The sequence below is a fragment of the Aminobacter sp. SR38 genome, from assembly GCF_014843375.1.
GTDB lineage: Bacteria > Pseudomonadota > Alphaproteobacteria > Rhizobiales > Rhizobiaceae > Aminobacter > Aminobacter ciceronei.
This window is the reverse complement of the sequence record NZ_CP062112.1, coordinates 3,162,883-3,184,509: the sequence shown is the minus strand read 5'-3', so window position 1 is coordinate 3,184,509 and position 21,627 is coordinate 3,162,883. Positions and strand designations below refer to the sequence as shown.

General features: G+C 64.3%; 24 protein-coding genes. 10 read left to right on the top strand and 14 right to left on the bottom strand.

Annotated features, from left to right (window positions below):
• Nucleotides 1–83: 83 nt before the first annotated feature.
• From ccmD to IG197_RS15525, 3 genes are all read left to right on the top strand, one after another.
• Nucleotides 84–248, top strand: a complete 165-nt coding sequence (gene ccmD / locus IG197_RS15535; RefSeq protein WP_067956069.1) for a heme exporter protein CcmD — start codon at nt 84–86, stop codon at nt 246–248.
• Nucleotides 245–823, top strand: a complete 579-nt coding sequence (locus tag IG197_RS15530) for a DsbE family thiol:disulfide interchange protein (RefSeq protein WP_192313115.1) — start codon at nt 245–247, stop codon at nt 821–823. Before ccmD ends, IG197_RS15530 begins: the two co-directional genes overlap by 4 nt.
• 123 nt (nt 824–946) lie before the next feature.
• Nucleotides 947–1,837 carry a bile acid:sodium symporter family protein gene (locus tag IG197_RS15525; RefSeq protein ID WP_067956066.1) on the top strand — a complete coding sequence of 297 codons (891 nt, stop codon included), beginning with the start codon at nt 947–949 and terminating at the stop codon, nt 1,835–1,837.
• Between the two features lie 121 nt (nt 1,838–1,958).
• On the opposite strand, the gene IG197_RS15520 is transcribed toward IG197_RS15525, so the two are convergent.
• From IG197_RS15520 to dapF, 7 genes are all read right to left on the bottom strand, one after another.
• Nucleotides 1,959–2,126, bottom strand: coding sequence for a hypothetical protein (locus IG197_RS15520; RefSeq protein WP_154386754.1), 168 nt, complete (start codon nt 2,124–2,126; stop codon nt 1,959–1,961).
• Nucleotides 2,127–2,257: 131 nt separating this feature from the next.
• Nucleotides 2,258–2,791 carry an NADPH-dependent FMN reductase gene (locus IG197_RS15515; protein WP_192313112.1) on the bottom strand — a complete coding sequence of 178 codons (534 nt, stop codon included), beginning with the start codon at nt 2,789–2,791 and terminating at the stop codon, nt 2,258–2,260.
• 41 nt (nt 2,792–2,832) lie between these two features.
• A complete protein-coding gene (locus tag IG197_RS15510; RefSeq protein WP_192313109.1) occupies nt 2,833–3,447 on the bottom strand; it encodes a pyridoxamine 5'-phosphate oxidase family protein in 615 nt (204 codons plus the stop codon).
• A 9-nt stretch (nt 3,448–3,456) separates the two neighbouring features.
• Complete coding sequence (locus IG197_RS15505; RefSeq protein ID WP_067956052.1) at nt 3,457–4,104, bottom strand: septation protein A; 648 nt, start codon at nt 4,102–4,104, stop codon at nt 3,457–3,459.
• 3 nt (nt 4,105–4,107) lie between these two features.
• The gene (gene ftsY, locus IG197_RS15500) at nt 4,108–5,850 is read right to left on the bottom strand and encodes a signal recognition particle-docking protein FtsY (RefSeq protein ID WP_192313107.1); all 1,743 of its coding nucleotides are present in this window, start codon (nt 5,848–5,850) and stop codon (nt 4,108–4,110) included.
• Between the two features lie 13 nt (nt 5,851–5,863).
• Nucleotides 5,864–7,147 (bottom strand): tRNA (N(6)-L-threonylcarbamoyladenosine(37)-C(2))-methylthiotransferase MtaB, encoded by a 1,284-nt coding sequence (gene mtaB / locus IG197_RS15495; protein WP_192313106.1) that lies wholly within the window; start codon nt 7,145–7,147, stop codon nt 5,864–5,866.
• Nucleotides 7,147–8,031 (bottom strand): diaminopimelate epimerase, encoded by an 885-nt coding sequence (gene dapF, locus IG197_RS15490; protein ID WP_067956046.1) that lies wholly within the window; start codon nt 8,029–8,031, stop codon nt 7,147–7,149. The genes mtaB and dapF overlap by 1 nt, the downstream gene beginning before the upstream one ends.
• A 220-nt stretch (nt 8,032–8,251) precedes the next feature.
• On the opposite strand from dapF, the gene IG197_RS15485 reads away from it, so the two are divergent.
• Together IG197_RS15485 and zapE are read left to right on the top strand one after the other, a co-directional pair.
• Entirely contained in the window at nt 8,252–8,797 is a 546-nt protein-coding gene (locus IG197_RS15485) for a protease inhibitor Inh/omp19 family protein (protein WP_067956044.1), read from the top strand.
• 23 nt (nt 8,798–8,820) lie between these two features.
• Nucleotides 8,821–10,008 carry a cell division protein ZapE gene (gene zapE, locus IG197_RS15480; protein WP_067956042.1) on the top strand — a complete coding sequence of 396 codons (1,188 nt, stop codon included), beginning with the start codon at nt 8,821–8,823 and terminating at the stop codon, nt 10,006–10,008.
• Here the strand turns inward: zapE and IG197_RS15475 are convergent.
• A complete protein-coding gene (locus tag IG197_RS15475) occupies nt 9,994–10,719 on the bottom strand; it encodes a ceramidase domain-containing protein (RefSeq protein WP_192313104.1) in 726 nt (241 codons plus the stop codon). The two genes, zapE and IG197_RS15475, sit on opposite strands and share 15 nt — an antisense overlap.
• A gap of 200 nt (nt 10,720–10,919) precedes the next feature.
• On the opposite strand from IG197_RS15475, the gene IG197_RS15470 reads away from it, so the two are divergent.
• The 4 genes from IG197_RS15470 to IG197_RS15455 all read left to right on the top strand — a co-directional run bounded on the left by IG197_RS15470 (nt 10,920) and on the right by IG197_RS15455 (nt 14,137).
• On the top strand, nt 10,920–11,696 hold the full coding sequence (locus IG197_RS15470; RefSeq protein ID WP_192313101.1) for a thioredoxin family protein: 777 nt from the start codon (nt 10,920–10,922) through the stop codon (nt 11,694–11,696).
• Nucleotides 11,697–12,069: 373 nt separating this feature from the next.
• Entirely contained in the window at nt 12,070–12,456 is a 387-nt protein-coding gene (locus IG197_RS15465) for a DUF2794 domain-containing protein (RefSeq protein WP_067956035.1), read from the top strand.
• A 140-nt stretch (nt 12,457–12,596) separates the two neighbouring features.
• Nucleotides 12,597–13,115 (top strand): GNAT family N-acetyltransferase, encoded by a 519-nt coding sequence (locus tag IG197_RS15460; protein WP_182574017.1) that lies wholly within the window; start codon nt 12,597–12,599, stop codon nt 13,113–13,115.
• Complete coding sequence (locus IG197_RS15455) at nt 13,112–14,137, top strand: histone deacetylase family protein (protein ID WP_067956031.1); 1,026 nt, start codon at nt 13,112–13,114, stop codon at nt 14,135–14,137. The genes IG197_RS15460 and IG197_RS15455 overlap by 4 nt, the downstream gene beginning before the upstream one ends.
• Here the strand turns inward: IG197_RS15455 and IG197_RS15450 are convergent, their stop codons facing one another.
• A complete protein-coding gene (locus IG197_RS15450; RefSeq protein WP_192313100.1) occupies nt 14,138–14,689 on the bottom strand; it encodes a DUF308 domain-containing protein in 552 nt (183 codons plus the stop codon).
• 238 nt (nt 14,690–14,927) lie between these two features.
• Between IG197_RS15450 and IG197_RS15445 the strand changes: the two genes are divergently transcribed.
• A complete protein-coding gene (locus tag IG197_RS15445; RefSeq protein WP_192313097.1) occupies nt 14,928–16,994 on the top strand; it encodes a bifunctional diguanylate cyclase/phosphodiesterase in 2,067 nt (688 codons plus the stop codon).
• Between the two features lie 13 nt (nt 16,995–17,007).
• Here IG197_RS15445 and IG197_RS15440 read toward each other — a convergent pair whose 3' ends face one another.
• The 5 genes from IG197_RS15440 to IG197_RS15420 form a co-directional block, all read right to left on the bottom strand.
• Entirely contained in the window at nt 17,008–17,871 is an 864-nt protein-coding gene (locus IG197_RS15440; RefSeq protein ID WP_192313094.1) for an SDR family NAD(P)-dependent oxidoreductase, read from the bottom strand.
• A gap of 37 nt (nt 17,872–17,908) precedes the next feature.
• Complete coding sequence (locus tag IG197_RS15435; protein ID WP_192313092.1) at nt 17,909–18,352, bottom strand: nuclear transport factor 2 family protein; 444 nt, start codon at nt 18,350–18,352, stop codon at nt 17,909–17,911.
• Nucleotides 18,353–18,373: 21 nt separating this feature from the next.
• Nucleotides 18,374–19,279 (bottom strand): NAD-dependent epimerase/dehydratase family protein, encoded by a 906-nt coding sequence (locus IG197_RS15430; RefSeq protein WP_192313090.1) that lies wholly within the window; start codon nt 19,277–19,279, stop codon nt 18,374–18,376.
• Between the two features lie 77 nt (nt 19,280–19,356).
• A complete protein-coding gene (locus IG197_RS15425) occupies nt 19,357–21,003 on the bottom strand; it encodes a copper resistance protein CopC (protein ID WP_192313088.1) in 1,647 nt (548 codons plus the stop codon).
• A gap of 4 nt (nt 21,004–21,007) precedes the next feature.
• The gene (locus IG197_RS15420; RefSeq protein WP_192313086.1) at nt 21,008–21,538 is read right to left on the bottom strand and encodes a copper chaperone PCu(A)C; all 531 of its coding nucleotides are present in this window, start codon (nt 21,536–21,538) and stop codon (nt 21,008–21,010) included.
• Nucleotides 21,539–21,627 lie beyond the last annotated feature (89 nt).

The window sequence follows — 21,627 nt, the reverse complement described above, 5'->3', positions numbered from 1 at the left end:
CCGATTGCGCAGCGGCAGCCTCGCCGCTAAGTGAATGACATGCTCGGAAACAGCGACATGACCACGTCTTGCCAGGGTGCCCGATGAGCGCGCATGCCCTCTATGTCACCGCGGCATATGCCGTTTCGGCGATTGCCATCGTCGGACTGGTGCTGTGGATTCTTGCCGACCAGCGCGCGCGCAAGCGCGAGATGGCCGAACTTGAGGCCGCCGGCCATCGCCGTCGCTCGGACAAGGCCAAGGCATGAGCACCGACAGCCAGAAGCCGACGGCGCGGCCTCGCAGGCTTATGGTTCTGCTGCCGCTGCTGATTTTCATGGGCCTCGCCGGCCTGTTTCTGGCGCAGCTGCTGTCCGGCCGCGACCTCACCGCGGTGCCCTCGGCGCTGATCGGCCAGATGGCGCCAGAGACAGACCTGCCGCCGCTCGAAGGCATGCAGGTTCCCGGGCTGAACTCAGCCGACTTCGCCGGCAAGGTCACGCTGGTCAATGTCTGGGCGTCGTGGTGCGCGCCATGCCGCGAGGAACACCCGGTGCTGCTCGAACTGTCGAAGGACCCGCGCTTTTCCATCGCCGGCTTGAACTACAAGGACAAGCCCGAGAATGCCCGTCGTTTTCTCGGCGACCTCGGCAGCCCCTACAAAGCGATCGGCGTCGACCAGAACGGCCGCACGGCGATCGACTGGGGTGTCTATGGCGTGCCGGAGACCTTCCTTCTGGGCAAGGACGGCAAGGTTGCATTCAAGCATGTCGGACCGCTGTCGCCGGAGGCGGTGAGCACGACACTCATGCCCGAAATCGAGAAGGCACTGGCGGCGCAATAGACCGGATCGGGGCCGGCTCGCGCACCACGTGCGAATCATCAAGATTTCAACTACGTTTTCATACAACCGCTGGGGAGAGGCGCGCCGTGAGGGCGCGACCGGTGGCTGTTGGGGGAGACGTCAATGCAAGACAGTTCCGCGCTCATCATTTTTCTGCCGCTCGCGCTCGGCGTCATCATGCTCGGCCTCGGCCTGTCGCTGACGACGGAGGATTTTCGCAACGTCCTGCAAAAGCCCAAGGCGGTGATCGTGGCGCTGCTCTGCCAGACCGTCATCCTGCCGCTTGCGTGTCTCGGGCTGGTCTACGTCTTCGGCCTCGAACCGGCATTGGCTGTGGGCATGATGCTTTTGGCGGCAAGCCCCGGCGGCACCTCAGCCAATCTCTACAGCCACCTGGCCGACGGCGACGTGGCGCTCAACATCACGCTGACGGCGATCAATTCGGCGCTGTCGATCGTGACGCTGCCGCTGATCGTCAACTGGTCGCTGATGCATTTCATGTCGGGCGACCAGGCCATCCCGCTGCAATTCGCCAAGGTGATGCAGGTGTTCGTCATCGTGCTCGGCCCCGTGCTGATCGGCATGTGGCTGCGCAGCCGCTTCCCTGATTTCGCCGAACGCATGGCGCGGCCGGTGAAGATCTTCTCGATGCTGTTCCTGTTCGCCGTGGTTGCCGTGGCGCTCGTGCAGGAATGGGAAACACTCAAGGCCTGGGGACCGATCGTCGGCCTGGCAGCCCTTGCCTTCAACCTCGTCAGCCTTGGCGTCGGCTATTTCGTGCCCCGCGCCGCCGGCGTCGAAAAACGGCAGGCCACCGCGATCGGCATGGAGATCGGCATCCACAACGGCACGCTGGCAATCGCCATCGCGCTGAGCCCGCTGCTGCTCAACAACGCGACAATGGCGGTTCCGGCAGCGATCTACGGGCTGATCGCCTTCATCACCGCAGCGATCTTCGGCTACTGGCTGAAGCGGTCGCATGGCCGCGCGACTGCGACGATGCCGGTGCACTGAGGCCACCGCGGAGCCCACGATGCTGGAAACGAAAAAGGCGCTTGCGGCATCCCTTGCGGGAGCCCCTGGCGCCTTGTCGCAACGGCCGGTCAAAAGCCGGCCGGACATTTCTGGCTAGGAATCAGCCGTAGACCTGCTTGTAGGCCTGGAACAGCATCTCGCTGCGGTCGGCGCGCATATCGGCCAGGTCGCGGCTCGAGAAGCCGTCGATTTCGGCAACAAGGCGCTTGTACTGCTTGCGCTTGGCGGCGCTCTGGCGCGCGCGGGTCAGAAGGTTGTCGAACAACATCTTGCGTTCCTTTCGTCTGCCGCCCGATGCGGCTTGAACCGACCTCCCTGATCGATCCGAACATGACATAGGAACCGTTGCGCTGCAAAATAAGATGCTGCAACGCAGCAATGCACGGCGCGCATAACGAGTTAACGAGTGCAAACAAAACTGGAAAACGCCGCCAACCTGTCCCGCATCAATGCGATGCTAGCCGCGTCAGCAAGGATCTCGTCCATCTCCTGCGGTCTCTTGCCGAGCAGCGTAATGGTCAGGTCTTGCCCGTCAAAAAGGTCGAAGGACATTGTTCTCATGATCTCGGCAAGGGCAGCGCGGGCAAATTGCGACCGCGGCGAGGCATGAACCTGCATCGCCGGCTTGCCGACGACGGCGTCACGTGAAACCAGCCAGTCCAGCGCATTCTTCAGTCCGCCCGGCACCCCATGGGCGTATTCAGGACAAGAGACGATCACTCCGTCGGCTCGCGTAACGGCAGCGATGAGCGCCGTCACCTCCTGCGGTGTGCGTTCACCCTCGTCATCGGGATTGAAAATCGGCAGGTGGCCAAGCCCGTCATAGACGCTGACATGGCATCCCGGTGGCGCATTGCGCGCCAGGGCGACAACAAGCGCAGTGTTGGTAGAGGCAGCCCGCTGGCTGCCGGAAAGGGCGAGAATATTGATCAAGGCAAGGCCGCCAGCGTCGGACGATTCGTGTCCGGCGAAAGCTACCACATGCTCTTGCGATAGGACTCGTCCAGCGAGCGGTCGAGCGTCTCGGCATTGTCGGCGAGCACCAGCTGGTCGCGGAGGATCTGGCCGAGCGTAGGCAGGCTGGTGCGGTCGGGCCATGTGCCTGATACCCACAGCTCGGAACGCATGAACGCCTTGGCGCAATGCATGTAGACAGCCTTGATCGCAACCACCATGACGGTGACCGGCAGCTTGCCTTCGGCGGCGAGCCGTTCGCACAACGCCGGATCGGCGGTCAGGCGCGCATCGCCATTGATACGCAGTGTCTCGTTCATGCCCGGTATCAGGAACAGCAGGCCGACAGCGGGATTGACGATGACGTTTTCCAGCGTGTCGAGCCTGTTGTTGCCGGGCCGGTCGGGAATGGCGATGGTGGCATCGTCGAGGATGGCGACGAAACCCGGCTTGTCGCCCTTGGGCGTGACGTCGGCGTTGCCCTTGTCGTCGGACGAACCGATAAGCACGAACGGGCTGCGCGCCAGGAAGCCCTTGGCGTGATGGTCGAGGCGGCGGAGCTCCTTGCGCACGGCGCCATCACCCGGCGCGCGATAATGTTGACGCAACGCCTCGCGGTCGGTGATGAACTCCATGATGCCCTCTTACTTATGGTCTTCCAACGAATGGCGCATGATGAGCGGCATCTGGCTGAAAGTGAAGAGCAAGGTTATCGGCATGATGCCCCAGACCTTGAAAGCCACCCAGGTGTCGGTCGTAAAGGACCGCCAAACAACCTCGTTGACCAGAGCAAGAAACAGGAAGAACAGGCCCCAGCGGAAGGTCAGCTTGCGCCAGCCTTCGGCATCGAGGCGAAAGGCCGATGCAAAAACATAGCCAAGCAACGACTTGCCGAAGACAAGGCCACCCAGTAGCACGACACCGAAAAGCGAATTGATGATCGTTGGCTTCATCTTGATGAAGATGTCGTTCTGCAGATAGAGCGTCAGCGCGCCGAATATGAAGACAACGACGCCCGAGACCAGTGGCATGATCGGCAGCGAGCGGGTCAGCAGCCAGGAAGCCGCCAGCGCAACCGCCGTGGCAACCATGAAGAGGCCTGTGGCGACGAAGATCGGCTTGCCAAGCTCTGCCAGTATCGGGAAGTGCGACGCCAGCCACTCGCCGCGCGCGTTGGCGAAGAAGAACACGACCAGCGGCCCGAGCTCCAGCGCCAGCTTGAGCAGCGGGCTGACGTCTTCCTTCTTGGTTTTCGGGTCCGACGGATCGCGTTCGAGGATAGGTGCATTCATGGATCAGGCGACTCCTGCGATCGCCTTGGCGAAATCGCTTGCCGAAAAGGGTTCGAGATCGTCGACCTGCTCGCCGACGCCGATGAAATAGACCGGCAGCTTATGTTTGGCGGCGATTGCGACCAAAATACCGCCGCGCGCCGTACCGTCGAGCTTTGTCATCACCAGCCCGTTCACACCTGCGACATTGCGGAAGATCTCGACCTGATTGAGCGCGTTCTGGCCGGTGGTGGCATCGACAGTCTGCAGCACCGTGTGCGGGGCTTCGGGATCGAGCTTGCCGAGAACACGCACGATCTTTTCGAGCTCGGCCATCAGCTCGGCCTTGTTCTGCAGGCGGCCGGCGGTATCGATGATCAGCACGTCGGATCCGGCGGCCTTGGCCTGCTCGAACGCATCGTAGGCGAGACCGGCGGCATCAGCGCCGAGCTTGGTGGCGATGACGGGCGACTTGGTGCGTTCACCCCAGATCTTCAGCTGCTCGATGGCCGCGGCACGGAACGTGTCGCCGGCGGCGAGCATGACAGACAGCCCGCCTTCGGTGAGCTTGGCGGCCAGCTTGCCGATGGTGGTGGTCTTGCCGGTGCCGTTGACGCCGACGACCAGGATGACATGCGGCTTGTGCGACAGGTCGAGCTCCAGCGGAAGCGCCACCGGCTTCAGCACCTTCTCGACCTCGACCGCCATGATCGAGCGGACCTCGTGGTCGGAAACGTCCTTGCCATAGCGGCTCGCCGCCAGCGCGTCGGTGACCCGAAGCGCGGTCTCGACGCCGAGATCGGCGCGGATCAGCACGTCTTCGAGGTCCTGCAGCGTGTCTTCGTCCAGCTTGCGCTTGGTGAAGATGCCGGCAATGTTGCCCGACAGTTCCTTGGATGAGCGCGACAGGCCCTGGCGCAGGCGCTGGAACCAGCTCTGGCGCGGCGCGGGCGCCGCCACTTCGACGATTTCGGCCTTCTGCTCGACCTTCTTCTGGACGGTGACCTTGCCGGCCGAGGGTTTCGGCTCAGGCGCAGAGGAAGCCTGTACCGGTTCAGCGGGAGCGGGAACGACAACAGGTGCAGGCTTGGAAACGGCATCGCGCAGCGCGGCTACCGGCTGCGCTTCCTCGGCCGCCATCGCCACAGGCACAGGCGCTTCGGCTGCGATCGGCGCAGGCTCCTCGTCGACTGGCTCGACGGGACGTGGTTCAGCCACAGGTTCCGGCGGTACAGGGGCAGGCGCCTCGACGACGGGCTCTTCGACAACCGGCTCCGTTTCAGAGGCACGCATTGTCGGCTCGGGCGCAGAGGGCACCGGCTGGGCCGGAACTTCTTCGGGCAACTCCGGCGTGGACGGCTCAACCGGCGGCAGCGGAACCTCCGCCGGCGTTGGCTCCGGCTCGACCGGGCTCGGCGCAGGCACGGGCTGTTCGGCTGGCTTTTCCGGCTCGAAAGCAGGTTCTTCCGGCGGAACGGGCTGCGGCCCGGGCTCGACCGGTACCGGCTGTTCGGCCGGCTTTGGCTCCGGCACCACTGGCGGCGTCGGCGGCGTTTCTGGAGCCGGCTCCGGCGTCGGCTCTTCGATCGGAACGGCCGGTGTCTCCCCAGCGACAGGCGTTTCCGCTGCGGCCGGCACCTCTTCCGCCGGCTTCAACGCTTCCAGAGCGTCAAAATTCAGCGGCGGCAGAACCTCGTTCTCGGCCGGCTGCTCGACAGTCTCCTTCTTGCCGAAGGAGAAAACTTTCTTGATGAACCCGAATGCCATGCGGTCGCTTTCGTCAGGCCGCGCGCGCGGCGGCCGGTGCCGCTGTCAGCCGCTCGCCGTCATGTCCGGCGATGTCGACTTCCATGATTTCACCCGCCGTGCCCCTGTCGATCGCAACGAGCGTAAAACCTTCCGTCCGGCCGAGCCCCTCGCGCTCGACTAGCACCTTCTGGCGCGAGCCCTTGAGGCTTTCGAGATGGTTCGTATAGGCGACGTCTCCGGCAGCGCGCAGGCGGGCGGCGCGCTGCTTGACGATGTCGCGACGAACCTGCGGCATGCGCGCGGCGGGCGTGCCCTCTCGCGGGCTGAACGGGAAAACGTGGAGATGGGTCAACCCACACTCCTCGACGATGCGGATCGAATTCTCGAACATCTCGTCGGTCTCGGTCGGAAAACCGGCAATGATGTCGGCGCCGAAGACAATGTCGGGGCGAAGCTTGCGCACATCGGCGCAGAACTGGATCGACTGGTCGCGCAGGTGGCGGCGCTTCATGCGCTTCAGGATCATGTCGTCGCCCGACTGCAGCGACAGATGCAGATGCGGCATCAGCCGGCTCTCGGTAGCGACCGCTTCGAGCAGGTCCTCGTCGGCCTCGATCGAATCGATCGAGGAGAGACGCAGGCGGCGAACGTCGGGAACCTGGCGCAGAATGGTCTTGACCAGCTTGCCCAGTCGCGGCGCGCCCGGCAGGTCGGCGCCATAGCTGGTCATGTCGACGCCCGACAGCACCACCTCGGCATAACCGTTGCCGGCCAGGCGCTTGATCTGCTCGACCACCGCGCCCATCGGCACCGAGCGCGAATTGCCGCGGCCATAGGGAATGATGCAGAAGGTGCAGCGATGGTCGCAGCCGTTCTGCACCTGGACGAAGGCGCGTGCGCGGCCTTCGATGGCATCGACCATGTGGCCAGCCGTCTCGCGCACGGAAAAGATGTCGTTGACGCGGGCCTTCTCGAAATCGTTGACGCCGAAGTCCGGCAGCGCCAGGTAATTGTGCGCCTTGAGCTTTTCCTCGTTGCCGAGCACGAGGTCGACCTCGGCCATGTCGGCAAAAGCCGCCGGGTCGGTCTGGGCGGCACAGCCGGTGACGATGATGCGCGCGTCAGGGTTCTCGCGGCGCGCCTTGCGGATCGACTGCTTGGCCTGGCGCACCGCTTCGCTCGTCACTGCGCAGGTGTTGAATATGACCGCGCCGCCCTTGAGTTCTTCAAGGCCTGCGGCCTTGGCCTCGCGCTTCATCACCTCGGATTCGTAGGTGTTGAGGCGGCAGCCGAAAGTTACGACGTCGACCGCCATCAGGCGACGTCCTGCTGATCGCGACGCCAGGCGCCGGTCGCCGGATTGAAGCTGCCGGAGAATTCCCACTCGGCGGGACCGGTCATGACGACATGGTCGTCGTTACGCCAGTCGATCTGAAGCGTACCGCCGCTCGGCACGGTGACGGTCACGCTACGGCCGGTACGGCCGGTGCGCGCGGCTGAGACGGCAGCAGCACAGGTGGCCGAACCGCAAGCCAAGGTCAGGCCGGCGCCACGCTCCCAGGTGCGCAGGTTGAGCGTCCCGGGCGAGGTCACCTGGGCGATCGAGATGTTGGCACGCTCGGGAAAGATCGGATGGTTTTCGAGCAGCGGGCCGAAACGGTCGAGATCGTAGGACCAGACGTCGTTGTCGACCCAGAAAATGGCGTGCGGGTTGCCCATCGAGGCGACCGAGGGCGAATGCAGCACAGGCTGGTCAATCGGCCCGATCTGCAACTCGATGGCGCGGGTGTCGCGGAATTCTTCCGCCAGCGGGATGTCCTGCCAGCCGAAGCGGGGAATGCCCATGTCGACCGAGATCGAGCCGTCCTCATGCTCTTCGGCATTGAGGATGCCGGCGACAGTCTCGAAGGTGAACACCTTCTGTCCGGTCTCGGCGGCCAGCGCCTGGACGACGCAGCGCGTGCCGTTGCCGCAGGCCTGGGCATGGGTGCCGTCGGAGTTGATGATCTCGATGTAGTTCACGGTGCCCGGGGTGCGCGGGTCGTGGATCGCCATGATCTGGTCGAACTTGGTCGCCGGATCGGCGGCAAGCGCAATCGCCGCGGCAGGCGTAACGCGGTCCGCGCGACCGCGCATGTCGGCAACGATAATGTCGTTGCCGAGCCCGTTCATCTTGGCGAAAGGGGCCTCAATGGCCATGGTCGGTAAGTCTCGCGGCTGTTTGGGGCCTATATGGCGGAAACATCACCGAATTACCAGTCTCGCGGCACGTTGGCCTATTGAGACAATTTTGCAACAATTTCATACGCAAACCCTATTTTAACCATATCAGGTTGAAATTCTGCCAACTTCGCCGCTTTAGAGGCGAATTGTCGATCGCGCGGGGGCGCCCCCAGAACTGCCCCACGGAGGGAATGCAATGGCTTTTTCGAAAACCGGCCTGCTGGCCGCATCGCTGGTGGCGCTTCTGGCTGCAGCTGGCTGCAACAGCACGCGCCTTTCCTCGATGGACACCCAGCCGGCCCCGCTGCCCGCGGCGCCCGCCGGCACTGTCACCAGCGGCCAGCTGCCGCCGCCCTCGGCACCAGGCGCCGCCGCAGGTGCTTCGCAATTCCCGGCCGCGCCGGCACAGACCCAGGTCGCGGCCCTGCCCGCCGACGGTGGCGCTGCCGCCGCCAACGCACCCGACATCACCGCAACCAGCGTGGCTGGGGTGTGGAGCGCGTCGGTTTCCGGCCAGAGCTGCAAGGTGGCGACGCCGCAGACCAAGTTCGGCCAGGGCTTCCGCGCCGGCCCGCTGCGCTGCCCGGCTCCGATCGACGGCGTCAAGTCGTGGAACGTCGCTGGCAAGCAGCTGACGCTGTTCGATGAAAGCGGCTCGCCGCTGGCCAGGCTCTATCAATCGGGCGAAGGCCGCTTCGACGGCCAGACCTCGAACGGCCTGCCGATTTCGCTGAACCGCTGACATCTCGGCAGCCAGAGTAAATCATGCACGTTCGTGACGGCCTGCAGACTCATGTGACCGTCAGGCAGCGTTATGACCACCTGGTCGAGAGCGGCAGCATCCGCAGCGACCAGGCCCAGCTTCCGATCGTGGCCGCACTGGACCGGCTGATCGACGAGATTTCCGAGAAGAGGCTGGCGCGCAAGTCGAGCGCCCTGGGTTGGCTGTTTGCCCGGCGCAAGCCGCAGCACGAACACGTCAAGGGCCTCTACGTCCATGGCGGCGTCGGCCGCGGCAAGACCATGCTGATGGACATGTTCTTCGAGCTGGTGCCGGTCAAGCACAAGCGTCGCGTCCATTTCAACGACTTCATGGCCGACGTGCACGACCGCATCCAGAGGCAGCGGGCGGCGCGCAAGAACGGCACCTCGCGCGATGACGACCCGATCCCCCCGGTGGCGGCGGCACTGGCCGAGGAGGCCTGGGTGCTGTGCTTCGACGAGTTCTCGGTCACCGACATCGCCGACGCGATGATCCTGTCGAGGCTGTTTTCGGCGCTGTTTGCCCAAGGCGTGGTGCTGGTCGCCACCTCCAACGTCGCGCCGCGCGATCTTTATCGCGACGGGCTCAATCGCCAACTGTTCCTGCCCTTCATCGGTATGCTCGAGCAGAACACCAACGTGCTCAACCTCGATGCCGACACCGATTACCGGCTGGAGAAGCTCGATCGCGTGCCTGTCTATATCAGCCCGCTCGGCGAGGCTGCCGACAAGGCGATGGACAAGGCCTGGGCCAGGATGACCCATGGTGCCGCAGCTGAGGCGGCCACCGTCGCGGTCAAGGGCCGCAAGGTCGCCGTGCCGGCGGCCGTTCCCGGCTGTGCGCGCTTCGGCTTCGCCGATCTCTGCGAAAAGCCGCTTGCGGCGCGCGACTATCTGGCGATCACCGCACACTACAAGACCATTTTCGTCGACCATGTGCCGGTTCTGGCAGAAGCCAATCGCAACGAGGCCAAGCGCTTCATCCTCTTGGTCGACACGCTCTATGACCAGCAGATCAGGCTGGTGATCAGCGCCGCCGCCACGCCCGACAAGCTTTATGTCGGAAAACGTGGACACGAGGCCTTTGAGTTCGACCGGACGTCGTCGCGGCTTATCGAGATGCAAGGCGCCGAATGGCTCGACGGCTGGGCCGAACGGCACGCCGAGCCTGCAGCTTCACTGGCCGGGTAAGGCACCGTCCGCCGTCAAACGTGCTGGATTTTCATGAACTGCCCGCACTGTACGTGGCCTGCCGTAGCGTGTCGTCGCGGCGAGCAGCACGCCGAGCATCAGCCCGTCCAGCATATGCCACATGAAATGCGTGCCGATCGGCATGGCGTCGCAGACCAGCGGGTCCATGACCCGGCAGGTGACGGCGCCGAGGAAGATGACGGCGGCGGCGATGTTGTACCAGCCGGCACGGCTGCCGCTGGCGATGACCACCCAACCGAAGAAGATCAGCGCCAGGAACGGCGGCAGGTAGCCGGTAGTGCCGTTTGAAGCTGTGCGCAGCCAGTCCGGCACCATGTAGGTGACGAACCCGACAGCGACATAGAAAGCAAAGAAGATCACCAGCGCTTTGGTCCATCCCATGCCGGCGAAGCGGCGCAGGTTGAACAGCGAATAGACCAGCGTGAAACCGGCGATCGGGACGATGTCGCCCCATTTGGTCGCCTCGTTGGCAAACGTATGGAACAGCGTCGAGCCGATGCCGATCGCCACCACCCACCAGCCCAGCACCTCGACGAAAGTGCCGGCATCGCGCCGCCGTGCCTCGTAGACGCCCCACAGGCCGGCGAGGAAAAAGGCGAGATTGCTGACGGCATTGAACGGCTCAGTCCACAGACCGATGTCAGTGCGCTCGCAATAGAGATCGAGATGTTGGCTGAACTGTTCCAGCATCACCTTGCCTCACCACGGCCCAATTCTACCGCCGCCAGCCAATTTTCATAACGGTAATTTGTCCCGACAGCCTGACGCAGCGGAAACTTCACTTGTTGAAAATTTCACCGCAACGTGACTTCCCGTTGAATGGCGCTTCTGCCACATATTTCAGCAACTACAAAAAGGCCGGTTTCGCTGGCTGAGGATCTGGATCGGTCATGGAGTTTCGCAGATATTTTCGGCTGGCGGCCGTGGCGCTGGCCTTTGCCGGGTTTACCGGCGCAACGCATGCCGACTCGACAGCCAAGGCACCCGTGCGCCCGCTCGGCGTCATCGAACTCTTCACCAGCCAGGGCTGCAATTCCTGCCCGCCGGCCGATGAACTGTTTGCCAAATTCGCCGCCCAGGACGACATGGTCGCGCTCGCCTATCACGTCACCTACTGGGATTATCTCGGCTGGCAGGACGAACTCGGCAGCAAGGACAACACCGACCGGCAATATGCCTATATGCGTGCCTTCGGCGCGCGCTCGGTCTACACGCCCCAGGCCGTCATCAATGGCCGCACCCATGTAAATGGCGCCAAAAGCGAGGATGTGAACGGCGCACTCGCCAACCTCGCCGAGACCGGCCAGGGCATGAATGTCGACCTCAAGGTGACCGACAATGGCGACACCTTCACCATCGAGGTCGGCGCCGCCACCGGCCCGGCCAGCCCGGCCCATGTGGTGATCGTGCATTATCAGCCGCCGCAGGTCGTCGACCTCCAGAAGGGCGAAAACAAGGGCCGCAGCGTCACCTACTGGAATGCCGTCACCGACCTGCACACCGCTGGCATGTGGCACGGCCAGACGCAACGGTTCGAGCTGCCGAAGAGCGAAGTGGAAAAGAAGGGCGGCTGCGCCGTGCTGTTGCAGGCTGTCGGCAAGGATGGCGTACCGGGCCCGATTCTCGGCGCGGCTGTCGTGCGCAAGCCGTCGAAGACGGCGCTGTAGATGCAAAAAAGCCGACGCAGGCTTGTGGCCAGACGTCGGCTTCAGATTTTGGGATCGTCGCCCTCGTCCTGAAAAGGAACCGAGGTTGGTTCGATCCGACTCTAGCCCGTGGGCGGGGGGCTTGGGGTTTACGAGCCGGTGCCGGACCGAACCGTCTCAGGCAACACGGGTAAATTCGTCGGACAATGGGGCGTCAGCGCGGATAAAAAACGGCAGGAATGTGGCGAGTCATCACCAATTCCGACAGTCTGTTTCGCAAACGTTACCGCTGCGGCAAGCTACCTTACACTCTTCATACAGGTGTTACTTGTTGCATTTCGGGTGCGAATGCGCGATTCTTTAGCCGAGGTCATGTTCTGCAAGGGAACGATTGATGACTGATCGCGGTGCTGGGGCGGAGGATGGCGAGCCATCCGCGGTTTTGATCCCGCTCCATGAGGCCCGTCGGGAGCGACAAGAACTCCCGGTGGCATTCGAGAGACGGGAACTCGACCAGATTCTCAGGCTCTATGGACGCATGGTTGCCGCCAATGAGTGGCGCGACTACGCCATCGACCATCTCAGCGACCGCGCCGTCTTTTCGGTATTTCGCCGCACCAGCGAAACGCCGCTATTCCAGATCGTCAAGGATCCCAGGCTCGCCCGCAAGCAGGGCGCCTTCTCGGTCATCGCCGCCGGCGGCCTGATCCTCAAGCGCGGCCACGAATTGGCCCGTGTGCTCGGCGTCTTCGACAAGCGCCTGAAGGTAGTGGAAGCCTAAAGTCGTCTCGACCGGTGCGCCAAGCGCGAGTTGCAGCGCATCGGGCCATGATGCCGCGATGCTTGCGCCAGAGACCGAATCCCGCTCCCCGGCCCTTTCCTCGATGCTATCAATACCGCGACTGAATGCGGAACAAGCCAATGGGCGCCAAGAAGACAGAACCGGCCGCCATTCTCATCCGGCCGGCAACCACTGACGATTCGCCGTTGCTGATGAAGGCGATCATCGGCCTTGCCGCGCATGTCGGTGAGGCTGACGGCATCGCCTGCACGGAAGACGACATCCGGCGTTTCGGCTTTGGCGAAAAGCCGGCCTTTGAAGCGGTCATCGCCGAGATCGACGGCGCTTTCGCTGGCATGTGCCTGTTCTTTCCGATCTTCTCGACCTGGTATGGTCGTCCGGGCGTCTTCGTGCAGGACCTGTTCGTCGACCAGCAATTCCGCAGCTTCGGCATCGGCGAGCGGCTATTGCGCCATGTCGCCCGGCTTTGCCGGGACAGAGGCGGCGTCTACATCAGGCTCGCGGTCGATGAGGACAATGCGCGGGCGCATCCCTTCTACACCAGGCTCGGCTTTGCCTGGACGAAGGACCAGAGGTCCTACATTGCCGGCGGACCGACATTCCAGGCGCTGAGCCAAACGACGGGGGAGCCGGAATGAAAACCTTCTATGCCGAGGAGCAGAAGCGGCACGACCCCAAGGCGTTCCTGTCGATGGGAATGCAAAAGCCCAATCCGGAACAGCCCGAACGCGTCGAGCGCCTGCTGGCGGGCTCCCGGGCGGCCGGCTCGACGATCCATCGCCCGGCCAGCTACGGCCTCACCCCGATCGCTGCGGTCCACACGCCCGAATACATCGAGTTCCTCACCCACATCTTCGAGCGCTGGCAGCGCATGGAGGGCGCTTCCGCCGAGGTCATTCCCAACGTCCATCCTTTTGCCCGCAATGGCAGCTACCCAGCGGGTGCGGCCGGCCAGGCCGGTTACCACATGGCCGACACCGCCTGCCCGATCTCGGCAGAGACCTTCGACAGCGCCTGCTGGAGCGCATGGAGTGCCGTCGCCGCCACAGAGGCGGTGATGTCGGGTGAACCGGCGGCCTACGCGCTGTGCCGCCCGCCCGGCCATCATGCCTTTGCCGACGTCGCCGGCGGCTTCTGCTTCTTCAACAATTCGGCCATTGCCGCGCAGCGGCTGCGGGCGACCGCCTCGCGCGTCGCCATCCTCGATGTCGACCTTCATCACGGCAACGGCACGCAAGGCATCTTTTACGCGAGACCGGACGTGCTGACAGTGTCGCTGCACGCCGATCCGAGCCGCTTCTACCCGTTCTTCTGGGGCCATGCCGACGAGCGCGGCGAGGCTACCGGTCTCGGCTACAACCTCAACCTGCCCTTGGCGCGCAAGTCGGGCGATACCGAGTTCCTGGAGGCGCTCGGCCACGCCGTCAGCCGCATCCGGGCCTTTGCGCCCGACGCGCTTGTCGTGGCACTCGGGCTCGATGCCTTCGAAGGCGACCCGTTCGGCGGCTTGTCGGTGACGACATCGGGCTTTGCGCGCATTGCCGAGGCGATTGCCCAGCTAAGGTTGCCGACTGTCATCGTCCAGGAGGGCGGCTATCTCTGTGACGCGCTCGGCGACAACCTGACCGCCTTCCTCACCGGTTTTTCCGGCGCGAACTAGTTAGCGCGCCGCGCGAATGCTCCAGGCGCGGTAGAACAACAGCAGCGCATAGGCGAGCATCAGGATCATGGCGATGCGCAGCAGCGTTTCAGCGCTTGAAAGCGGCACGAACATCAGCGCCAGGCCAAAGGCGGCATAGACCGCGCCGCCGACAAGTGTCGGCCACAGCCGCGTCTGCCGCTCGCTATCGAGAAAGCTCGACGCCATCTCGATCAGGCCGACGAGCAGCGCCAGCAGGCCGACGATCCATGTCAGCGCCGACAAGGTGAACACGCTGGTCAACAGGCCGCTGGCGACGACGATCGCGCCCGCGGCGATCGACAACAGGTTGCGGACCAGCCCGAGCGTCTGGCCGGTCGTGCGTGGCGGCGAGCGGTCGAGCGTCACCAGGCCCAAAATGCCGTCGACGAGCAACAGCCCGCCGCCGACCAGCACCAGCAATTGCACCGCCTGGGACGGATAGAAGAAGGCGACCAATGCCGCCGCCGCGATCAGAACTCCCCGCAACGCGGTCAGCGTTGCGTCGAACCGCTTGGTCTTGCCCTCTGCCATGCCCCTGCTCCTGCTTAGACTGAGACAATCATTTGTCGAAGAAATGCGCGCGGTTCGCAACCGTGATGCTGTGATAGCCTTCCCGCGGCGGACAGCTCGCGGGCAGCGCGTACACCGCGACCAGATGCGCGTACCGCGTGAACAAAAGCCTGCTTAGATTAGGAATTTCTTTCATCTTTCGGGAGGAGACTTAGCCACGGCCTGACCAGACAGTCTTGGCGGGCATGGGGGCGTGGCAATGTTCAAGGTCATTTCCTGTCTTGCTTACGAGCATGACTATTCGTTCGTCGTGGTCGCCGCGATCGTCTGTATTGCCGGCGCGGCCATGACTATTCGGCTTTTCGAGCGTGCCTCTCGTCTCTCGGCCAGTGCCCGCTCCTCTTGGATCGTGCTTTCCGGCATCGCCTGCGGCGCCGCGATCTGGACCACACATTTCGTTGCCATGCTTGGCTTCCAACTGCCGTTCGAGGCAGCCTTCGACCCGCTTCTGACCATCGCCTCGCTGCTCATCGCCATCGCCTTCACCGCCGCCGGACTGCATCTTTCAGCGAGCCCGCCCAATGGACTGCCGGTCGAGACGGGCGGCGCGGTGATCGGCGCGGGTGTGGTTGCCATGCATTTCACCGGCATGCGCGGTTTCGAGATCGCCGGCCGCATCGAGTGGGATGCCGGTCTCGTCGAGGCCTCGATCCTGTTTGCCGTAGCCTTCGGCGCACTCGCCATGCATCTGGCGGCGCGGCAGCGCATTCGCTACGCCAAGCCGCTCTCGGTGCTGGCTCTCGTGCTTGCCATCTGCGCCATGCATTTCACTGCCATGGGCGCTGCCACCATTGTGCCCGATCCGTCGGTTCCGGTGCCGACAAAGGTGTTGTCGAGCGAATTCCTCGCCGTTCTGGTGCTCGCCACCATGGCGATCATCGCTGGGCTGACGCTTTACGTGATGGACGCCAAGTCGCAGCGCGAACTGGTCGACAGCTTCCGCCATGCCGCCCAGCACGACCCGCTGACCGGCCTGCCCAATCGCGCCTTCCTGTCCGACAACCTGCCCGGCATGCTCAAGCGCAGTGCTGCCGCCGGCAAGGAAGCCGCTGTCATTGTGGTCGACCTCGACCGCTTCAAGGAGATCAACGACGTCCACGGCCACCACGCTGGTGACCTGCTGTTGCAGACGGTGGCCAACCGGCTGAAGATCCTGACCGGCCCCGGTGAACTGGTGGCGCGCGTCGGCGGCGACGAGTTCATCGCCGTCAAGCAGGACATTTCGAGCAAGGAAGAAGTCGATCGCTTCGTCATCAGGCTGATTTCCGGTGTGCTCGACCCGATCCAGAACAAGTCCAAGACGTTGTCCGTCGGCGCCAGCATCGGCATCAGCCTGTTCCCGCACCACGCCAGCGACGCCGACGAGCTGATCGGCGCGGCCGACCTTGCCATGTACCGCGCCAAACGCGCCGTAACAGACAAGGTCTGCTACTACGACCGCTCGATGGACGAGGGCCGGCGCGAGCGCAGCGCGCTCGCCATGGAACTGCGGCACGCGCTGGAGCGCGACGAGTTCGAACTTTATTACCAGCCGCAGCTCGACATGAAGACTGGCGAGGTCACCGCCTATGAGGCGCTGCTGCGCTGGCATCATCGCGAACGCGGCATCGTGGCGCCGGAAGAATTCATCCCCATCGCCGAGGAGAATGGGTTGATCATCCCGATCGGCGAGTGGGTGCTGAAGACCGCCTGCGCCGAGGTTGCCGGCTGGCGCAAGCCCTACAAGATCGCCGTCAACATCGCCGCCGCCCAGCTGGTGCAGGCCGACCTGACCAAGGTTGTGCATGAGACGCTGCTTTCGACCGGCCTTGCGGCCTCGCGGCTGGAGCTCGAGATCACCGAGGCCAGCATCATCGAGGACCGCGACCGCGCCCTGCACGTGGTGCGCCAGCTCAAGGCGCTCGGCGTGACCATCGCCATGGATGATTACGGCGTCGGCTATTCCTCGCTGTCGACGCTGCAGATCTTCCCCTTCGACAGGGTCAAGATCGACCGCTCCTTCGTCGAGGACGTCAGCAATGACAGCGCAGCCGCGGCGATCGTGAGGGCAACGATCCTGCTCGCCAACGACCTGCGCATCCCGGTTCTGGCCGAAGGCGTGGAAAAGCGGGAAAGCTTCGAGTTCCTGCGCGCCGAAGGCTGCACCGAGATGCAGGGCTTCCTGTTCGGCCGGCCGTTGCCGCTGTCGGAGATTGCAAGCCTCGTCGGTCGCAACGAAGCTCCCGGCAACATGCGCTCGGAGCTCCAGCGGTCGAGCGCTGCCTGAAGCCTGTCAGGCCTCAGCGCGCTTCCGGCCGTGGCGTGTAGCCGTCGGACTGGATGACAGGCAGGTGCGTCCAGGCGTCGTTGGCCATGCGCATCCAGGCACCGGCGGCAAGCGCGCCGCCATCGACAAGGATCGTCGTGCCCGACACCCAGCCTGACAGCGTGTCCGACGCCAGGAACAGTGCGGCACCCGCCGAGTCCGAACCCTCGCCAAAGCGGCCAATGGGGAACCAGCGCTTGAGGTGCTCGAGATTTTCCTTGGGCACGCGCGGCGTCGCCACGATCTGCGCCGAATTGGTGGTCTCGGGCGCAATGGCGTTGACGCGGATGCCATGCTGGCCAAGCTCGACGGCGAGGCTCTGGGTGAAGCCGGTGACCGCTGCCTTGAAGGCCGAATAGACAACCGTCATCGGGATGCCGCGGAAGGCCTCGATGGTCGAAACGTTGATGATGCTGCCGCCTTGCCCACTTGCCCGCATCAGCGGGATCGCCGCCTTGCTGACATGGAACATGTGCAGCAAGTTGACGTGGTAGAGCGCGTTCCATTCGGCCTCGGTCGAGTGCTCGAACGGCGTCTTGAAGCCGAGATAGTCGCCGACATTGTTGACCACCACATCGAGCCGGCCGAAGCTGCCGCGCACCGCTTCGACAAGGCGCGCCACGTCATCCGCCTTGCGTACGTCGGCTTCGACGACGAGGTGATCGGGGCCCAGCATCTCGCGCATCGATGTCACCCGAACGGGGTCGATCTCGGCGACAGCAACCTTCATGCCGGCGCGCGCAAAGAGTTCGGCCGTGGCGCGGCCGATGCCAGCGCCGCCGCCGGTTACCAGCGCGACTTTGCCGGCGAGGCCAAGGATGGAGATTTCGTCGGTCATCTTGTCCTCCGCAGTCGACGGTTCAAGCACAGGCGGCTCAGCTCGCCGCGTCCTGCGCCTCATATGTGTGGGTGCCGACCACCACCAACTCGCGGCGCGCAAGGCGCCATCCGTCAGGGGTGCGGACGAAGCGATCCTGGTAGCGGATGGTCATCTCGTAGCAGAGGTAGCGGCCGGCCGGATCGCGGAAATAGTGCCGTGCGATGCAGTATGTCTCGCCTTCGGCACCGCCCTCGACCGGCCTGACCGCCTGATTGAGCACGGCATGGAAGGTCTTGAGATAGCGGCCGGCGACCATCGCTGGAATGCCGCGCAGTTGGGCGAGACCCTCGAAGGTCCCACGCGGCGCGATGACCGCGCCATCAGCGGTGAACTGCGCGGCGAGCAGGTCGCCATCGCCAGTGTCGACAGCATAGGCATAGCGCTCCGACACCCGCCGCAGCGCCACTTCCATCAGCAGATCCGCCTGATTGTCGGCCATGACGTCCTCCCCGGAGAAGCGCTACCGGCCCGAGACCTGCGCGAAGACCTCGCGCAGCGCCCGCTGCACGTCGTTGCGGCGATAGCCGAGCAGCTTGGTCTCCTCGGCCTCAGGCTCGTAAGCGAGGATGTTGCCACGGCCCGGAACGATGAACATGTCGGGCAAAAGCGGGTGCTCCTCATTGCGCTCCTCGACCCGGTGCGGATTGCCGACGGCGTCGAACAGCGACTGGAAATATTGCTGGAACGTCAGGTTCTCGTCGCCGACCAGATAGGCCTTGCCGCTCTCGGCGCGCTGGAAAGCTCCCCAGATGGCTTCCGCCAGCGACTGCACCGACATGTAGTTGGTGCCGCCGGGCGGCGCGAAGATCGGCATCTGCGTCTCGCCGCGCGCATAAGCCATCAGCGTCTCGTAGCGCTTGGTCGGCAGACCCTGGACATAGCCGACGATCGACGGCGGGTTGAGCGTCGAGACGTTGAAGTCGGCGGTCGCAAGCGCACGCACGCCTTCGTCGGCAAGGCTGCGGCCACGCACATAGGCGTTTGTCTCCACCAGGTTCGGCATGACCTGGTGATAGTAGCTGCCGATGTGGACGACGCGACGGACGCCGGCCTTGCGCGCCAGCTCGACGAAGGTCGGCACGCCCTCGATCTGCATCTTGGTCCAGAACTCGTTCTCGTCGACGCCCTTGGGCAGGTGGCGGATGTCGTTGCCGGCGGCAAACAGGATGCCGTCGAATGGCGCGAGGTCGGCAGCCAAGAAATCACCCTTGGTGTAGTCGCCATAGATGGTCGGATAGGCCGCCATCGGGGTCGTCTCGGGTGCCGGCTTGCGTGCCGCCAGCACCACTTCGTTGCCTTGAGCCTTGAGGTAGGCGGCGGTGTGGCCGCCGATCATGCCCGTTCCGCCAATGATGAGGATTTTCATGCGCGTGCTCCCGGGCATCTGCAAAAAAGATGCCCGGACGATAGGCAGCGTCACGGGTGCGGCATCGTCCGTATCGACTACCAGCCGGTTGCAGGACGAATGGCGACCGCGCCGTCCAGAGTGACCACCTGCCCTTCCGCCATGTCGATGTCGATGGCGACGGCCCATATGCCCGGCGCCGGCAGGTCGAGGCTGTCGATTCGCCAGGTGCCGTCGCCGGGCTTGTAGGCGTCGGCCTTGATTTCGGTCGAGCCGGACTGGCTCAGCCGCAGCACGACGCCGCGCGCGTCGAGCGGGCCGAAATCGCCAGTCATCACCATGATCGAGGCGCTGACAGCGCCGGCATGGCCGGGGCTGAGGGCAAAGTCGGCCATGGCCTCCGGAGTATGGATGTGAATTGCTGCAGGCGCCGCCGTCTCGATAGCCAGAACGCGCGGTGGCGGCGTGAAGCGGAAGCCGGCGACGAAACCGAGGATCGCGACCATCAGCAGCGTCTCGACCAGAATGCTGCGCACCAGCAGGCGCTGTGCCCCACGCTGCTCGGCCAAGGCCGGTTTCGTCAGCTGCCAACGGTTGAAACCGGCGAGCGCAAGCAGGGCGAAAGCCAGCACCAGCTTCGCCGACAGCAGCAGCCCGTATCCGGTATGCCAGAGCGCGGGAACTGCCTCGACCTGGATGACTGTCAGCACGAGACCGGCGGCGACCAACGTCGCAACCACATAGGGAATGGCCACCGAAAACCGTCGCAGCGCCAGCTCGGCGCTTTCTCCACCTTCGCGCCCGCAAAAGGCCAGCGGCAGCAACGCCCCGGCCCAGAAGGCGATGCCGGTCCCATGGAAAAACACCATCGGACGCGTCAGCCATTGCGGGGTTGCGGCACTGGCATGGCCGCTCGCGGCCAAGGCGGTGCCGACGCCGACGAGGCCGGCAAGCGACAGCCAACGGGCCAGGCTGGCATCGCTGGCGAGTGCCAGCAGCGCCAGCGACAGCGCGATGAAGGCGATAGCCGCGGTGACGGCATAGCTGGTCGCAGCCGCCGCCTGCCAGCCCATGCCCTGACCGAACAATGCGAGCGGCGCGCCGAGCGCATCGAGCCCTTGCAGCCCGAACGAGACGGGTGCTGCGACAAGGCCCGCAACGAGCAGCGCGCCGATGACACCGACACCGGAGTGCTTGCCGGGCATGAGCCAGGCGAGCGCGAATGCGCCACCGACGCCAAGGAACAGGCCGAGATAGAGCACCAGCTTGGCGCTCCAGATGGCAAGTCGCAGCGACGTGTCGTTCAGCTCAGGTGTAGCGGGAGGCGTGACACTCGGATTGCCGACCGAAAAGGACAACACGCCCGCCACAGGGTGCCCGTCGGAAGAGACGACACGCCAGGACAAAAGGTAGGTGCCTTCGGCCCTCCAGTCCGGCCAGGCAATCGCCAGGTCGGCGCCATTTGCCTTGGCTGTCAGGCGCGTTTTGGTGCCGTCGGGCCCAATCAGCTCGGTGACCAGCGGCGCCACAGTCTCGCTGAAACCGAGCAAGAGCTCGGCGGGGGCTGCCTGCACCACCGCACCTTCGACAGGCGCCGAGCGCAGCAACGAGGCATGAGCACGTGCGACCGACGTCGTGCCCAGAAAGGCACTGGCGGCCATGATCAGGCCGCACAGGAAAACGAGCAGGCGCGCGCTGTCGCCAACAATGCCGCCCCCGGTCAGGCAAGGAAAGCGCGCCCGCATGATGTCAGTGGCCCGAATGGTCCTGGCTCTGGCCGCCGATCTTGTCGGCCTGGAACTCGACGGTCACCGTACCGGCCTTTTCGAAGGTCAACGTGCCGGAGAATTTGTCGCCTTCCTTGACCGGCGCCTTCAGGCCGATGAACATGATGTGGTAGGCGCCCGGCTTGAGCGCGACCTCGCCGCCGGCCGGGATTTCGAGGCCGTCGGTAATCTGGCGCATCTTCATCACGCCTTTGGCGTCTACCGCCATCTCGTGAATCTCGGCCTTTTCGGAAACGTCGGACTGGATCGAAACCAGGCGGTCGGCCTGGCTGCCGTTGTTCGTGATGGTCAAATAACCGGCAGCGACCTTGGCGCCGGCCGGCGTAGCGCGCGACCAGGGGTGGCCGATCTCGAGATCGCCCGCCTTGAAGCCATGGGCGAGCATCTGCTGGGTCGAAGCGAAGAGCAGCAGCAGCGCAAAGACGGCGATGCCGATACGCTCCTCGAAGCTGCGGAAAAGCGGGCGCGAAAAGGCGCGAACGGAACGGGTCATGGAAAACTCCGGATGTCTAAGGCGCCGGCACATGCAGCGCAGGCTCTGTCGAGATAAGCGAATTCGTTCGGCTGCTGCTATGCGGCAGC

Coding starts and splice junctions, on each gene's coding strand:
- IG197_RS15425 (WP_192313088.1), bottom strand. CDS start 21,003: ATGCGGGCGCGCTTTCCTTGCCTGACCGGGGGCGGCATTGTTGGCGAC.
- IG197_RS15475 (WP_192313104.1), bottom strand. CDS start 10,719: ATGCTGGAACAGTTCAGCCAACATCTCGATCTCTATTGCGAGCGCACT.
- IG197_RS15470 (WP_192313101.1), top strand. CDS start 10,920: ATGGAGTTTCGCAGATATTTTCGGCTGGCGGCCGTGGCGCTGGCCTTT.
- IG197_RS15450 (WP_192313100.1), bottom strand. CDS start 14,689: ATGGCAGAGGGCAAGACCAAGCGGTTCGACGCAACGCTGACCGCGTTG.
- IG197_RS15465 (WP_067956035.1), top strand. CDS start 12,070: ATGACTGATCGCGGTGCTGGGGCGGAGGATGGCGAGCCATCCGCGGTT.
- IG197_RS15445 (WP_192313097.1), top strand. CDS start 14,928: ATGTTCAAGGTCATTTCCTGTCTTGCTTACGAGCATGACTATTCGTTC.
- mtaB (WP_192313106.1), bottom strand. CDS start 7,147: ATGGCGGTCGACGTCGTAACTTTCGGCTGCCGCCTCAACACCTACGAA.
- ccmD (WP_067956069.1), top strand. CDS start 84: ATGAGCGCGCATGCCCTCTATGTCACCGCGGCATATGCCGTTTCGGCG.
- IG197_RS15510 (WP_192313109.1), bottom strand. CDS start 3,447: ATGGAGTTCATCACCGACCGCGAGGCGTTGCGTCAACATTATCGCGCG.
- zapE (WP_067956042.1), top strand. CDS start 8,821: ATGCACGTTCGTGACGGCCTGCAGACTCATGTGACCGTCAGGCAGCGT.
- dapF (WP_067956046.1), bottom strand. CDS start 8,031: ATGGCCATTGAGGCCCCTTTCGCCAAGATGAACGGGCTCGGCAACGAC.
- IG197_RS15460 (WP_182574017.1), top strand. CDS start 12,597: ATGGGCGCCAAGAAGACAGAACCGGCCGCCATTCTCATCCGGCCGGCA.
- IG197_RS15505 (WP_067956052.1), bottom strand. CDS start 4,104: ATGAATGCACCTATCCTCGAACGCGATCCGTCGGACCCGAAAACCAAG.
- IG197_RS15420 (WP_192313086.1), bottom strand. CDS start 21,538: ATGACCCGTTCCGTTCGCGCCTTTTCGCGCCCGCTTTTCCGCAGCTTC.
- IG197_RS15455 (WP_067956031.1), top strand. CDS start 13,112: ATGAAAACCTTCTATGCCGAGGAGCAGAAGCGGCACGACCCCAAGGCG.
- IG197_RS15435 (WP_192313092.1), bottom strand. CDS start 18,352: ATGGCCGACAATCAGGCGGATCTGCTGATGGAAGTGGCGCTGCGGCGG.
- IG197_RS15485 (WP_067956044.1), top strand. CDS start 8,252: ATGGCTTTTTCGAAAACCGGCCTGCTGGCCGCATCGCTGGTGGCGCTT.
- ftsY (WP_192313107.1), bottom strand. CDS start 5,850: ATGGCATTCGGGTTCATCAAGAAAGTTTTCTCCTTCGGCAAGAAGGAG.
- IG197_RS15530 (WP_192313115.1), top strand. CDS start 245: ATGAGCACCGACAGCCAGAAGCCGACGGCGCGGCCTCGCAGGCTTATG.
- IG197_RS15520 (WP_154386754.1), bottom strand. CDS start 2,126: ATGTTGTTCGACAACCTTCTGACCCGCGCGCGCCAGAGCGCCGCCAAG.
- IG197_RS15525 (WP_067956066.1), top strand. CDS start 947: ATGCAAGACAGTTCCGCGCTCATCATTTTTCTGCCGCTCGCGCTCGGC.
- IG197_RS15430 (WP_192313090.1), bottom strand. CDS start 19,279: ATGAAAATCCTCATCATTGGCGGAACGGGCATGATCGGCGGCCACACC.
- IG197_RS15440 (WP_192313094.1), bottom strand. CDS start 17,871: ATGACCGACGAAATCTCCATCCTTGGCCTCGCCGGCAAAGTCGCGCTG.